Origin of the sequence: Vreelandella alkaliphila (assembly GCF_016107625.1) — a bacterium.
GTDB classification, from domain to species: Bacteria; Pseudomonadota; Gammaproteobacteria; order Pseudomonadales; family Halomonadaceae; genus Vreelandella; species Vreelandella alkaliphila.
On sequence record NZ_JABASV010000028.1, the window covers coordinates 1 to 2878 of the forward strand.

2 protein-coding genes are annotated in these 2878 nt (G+C 58.5%); both read left to right on the forward strand.

Annotated features, from left to right (window positions below):
* Positions 1 to 25: 25 nt before the first annotated feature.
* Positions 26 to 2698 carry a pyruvate dehydrogenase (acetyl-transferring), homodimeric type gene (gene aceE / locus JFC11_RS18810; RefSeq protein WP_198350269.1) on the forward strand — a complete coding sequence of 891 codons (2673 nt, stop codon included), beginning with the start codon at positions 26 to 28 and terminating at the stop codon, positions 2696 to 2698.
* A gap of 58 nt (positions 2699 to 2756) precedes the next feature.
* Positions 2757 to 2878: biotin/lipoyl-containing protein (locus JFC11_RS18815; protein ID WP_198350270.1), on the forward strand; the 122-nt coding region annotated here is incomplete at its 3' end.

A 2878-nucleotide genomic window follows, 5' to 3' on the forward strand; every position in this document is an offset into this window, starting at 1 on the left:
TTTATCGTCATTCGGAGAGACCTCTATGAGTCTGGAGACAAGAGAAGATCTCGATCCGCTCGAAACCACGGAGTGGCTGGAATCCCTGGAATCAGTACTGGATCGTGAGGGCGAAGATCGTGCCCGCTACCTGATGACCCGCTTGGCGGATCGCCTGCGCCGGGACGGGATGAAGGTACCCTTCTCGGTGACAACCCCGCACCGGAATACGATCCCTGTGCATCGCGAAGCACCGATGCCCGGCGATCTGTTTATGGAGCGCCGCATTCGGTCGTTGATTCGTTATAACGCCATTGCTCAGGTCATCCGTAATAACCGCGCCAACCCTGGGCTGGGCGGCCACATTGCCAGCTTTATGTCGTCGGCCACGCTGTACGATGTCGGCTTTAACCACTTCTTCCGCGCCCCCAAAGGCGATTTTGAAGGCGACCTGATTTACATCCAGGGCCACGTTGCCCCGGGTATTTACGCGCGTTCCTACTTGGAAGGCCGTTTATCAGAAGAGCAGATGGACAAATTCCGTCGCGAAGTCGACGGCGATGGCCTCTCTTCCTACCCGCACCCGTGGCTGATGCCGGACTACTGGCAGTTCCCCACCGTGTCCATGGGCCTTGGCCCGATTCAGGCCATCTATCAAGCCCACGTGATGAAGTACCTGCATCACCGTGAGCTGAAAGACATGTACGACCGTAAGATCTGGTGCTTTATGGGCGACGGCGAGTGTGATGAGCCGGAGTCACTGGGCGCGATTTCCCTGGCAGGGCGTGAAAACCTCGATAACCTGATCTTCGTTATCAACTGCAACCTGCAGCGCTTGGACGGTCCGGTGCGTGGTAACTCCCGCGTCATGGACGAGTTCGAAGGCGTGTTCCGTGGTGCCGGTTGGAACGTCATCAAGGTGGTCTGGGGGCGTCACTGGGATCCGCTGTTCGAGAAGGACAAGAAAGGCATCCTGCAAAAACGCATGGATGAAGCGGTTGACGGTGAGTACCAGAACTACAAGGCCAACGGCGGCTCGTACACCCGTGAGCACTTCTTCGGTAAGTACCCCGAAACCGAAGCGATGGTCAACGACCTGTCTGATGAAGACATCTGGAAGCTCAACCGCGGTGGTCACGATCCGTTCAAGGTCTACGCGGCCTACCACGAAGCGGTCAACCAGACCAACGGTAAGCCCACGGTCATTCTGGCGCATACCGTCAAAGGCTACGGCATGGGCAGCGGCGATGGCGAAGCCGCCAACGAGTCCCACCAGGTCAAGAGCATGGAGTACGAGGCGTTGCGTAAATTCCGCGACCGCTTCGGCATTCCGCTCACCGACGAGCAGCTTAAAGATGTGCCCTATTACAAGCCGGAAGAAGACTCTCCCGAGCTGAAATACATGCACCTGCAGCGGGAACGCTTAAACGGCTACCTGCCGAGCCGCCGCAGTGATTTTGAGGCGCTGGAGATCCCCAGCCTGGACGACAAAACCTTTGCCTCGCAAATGGTGGGTTCCAAAGGGCGCGAAGTCTCCACCACCATGGCCTTCGTGCGCGTGCTGAACGGTCTGGTGAAGGATAAGAAGCTCGGCAAACATGTTGTCCCGATTATTCCTGACGAAGCGCGTACCTTCGGCATGGAAGGCATGTTCCGTCAGCTCGGCATCTACACCTCGGAAGGTCAGAAGTATGAGCCGGTCGATAAAGGCCAGATCATGTTCTACCGCGAGGATCAGAAAGGCCAGATTCTCGAAGAAGGGATTAGTGAGGCTGGCGCGATGTCTGCGTGGATTGCCGCCGCGACATCCTACAGCAACAACAACGTTACCCTGCTGCCGTTCTACGTCTACTACTCGATGTTCGGCTTCCAGCGCATTGGTGACTTGGCCTGGGCCGCGGGTGACCTGCAAGCCCGCGGCTTTATGGTCGGCGGCACCGCCGGGCGTACCACGCTCAATGGTGAAGGTCTGCAGCACCAGGATGGCCACAGCTTGATTCAAGCCTCCACCATCCCCAACTGCCGCAGCTACGACCCGACCTACGCCCACGAAGTGGCGGTCATCCTCCAGGATGGTCTGAAGCGCATGTTCTCCGACAAAGAGAACTGCTTCTACTACCTGACGGTGATGAACGAAAACTACGAGCACCCCGCGCTTGAGAACGTGCCTACCGACGATATCGTCAAAGGCATGTACCTGCTCAACGAAACCCAGGGCGACAAAGGCCGCGTGCAACTGCTGGGCTCCGGCACCATCCTGCGCGAAGTTGAAGCAGCTGCCGAGCTGCTGGCCAACGACTGGGGCATTGGCGCGGATATCTGGAGTGTGACCAGCTTTAACGAGCTGCGCCGCGAAGCGCTGCTGCTGGAGCGTGAAGGCTTCCTGAACCCGGACGCTGAGGCCAACAAGCCCCACGTGACGAAGTGCCTGGAAGGCCGTGACGGCCCGGTGATTGCCTCCACCGACTACATGAAGCTCTACGCCGACCAGGTGCGTGCCTGGGTACCCAGCGAGTACACCGTGCTGGGCACGGACGGCTTTGGCCGTTCCGACACCCGCGAGAAGCTGCGCTACTTCTTTGAAGTAGACCGCTACTTCGTCACCGTGGCGGCGCTACGTGCGCTGGCAGACCGCGGTGAGCTTGATCGTAAGCACGTCGGCGAGGCGCTGAAGAAGTATGGCATTGACGCCAACAAGCCGAACCCGCTGACCAGCTAAACCGCTGCCCGGCGGGCAGATGCCCGCCGGCTCGATCCGATTTGGAAGGAGCGCGACCTTGAGTAGCGAAATCATCAAAGTTCCCGATATCGGTGGCGATACCGATGTCGAAATCATCGAGATTGCGGTGTCAGAAGGCGACGTCATTGAAGCGGAAGACACCCTAATCACCCTGGAATC

Excerpts from the sequence above, each read along its gene's own strand:
- aceE (WP_198350269.1), top strand. The coding sequence starts at position 26 with ATGAGTCTGGAGACAAGAGAAGATCTCGATCCGCTCGAAACCACGGAG.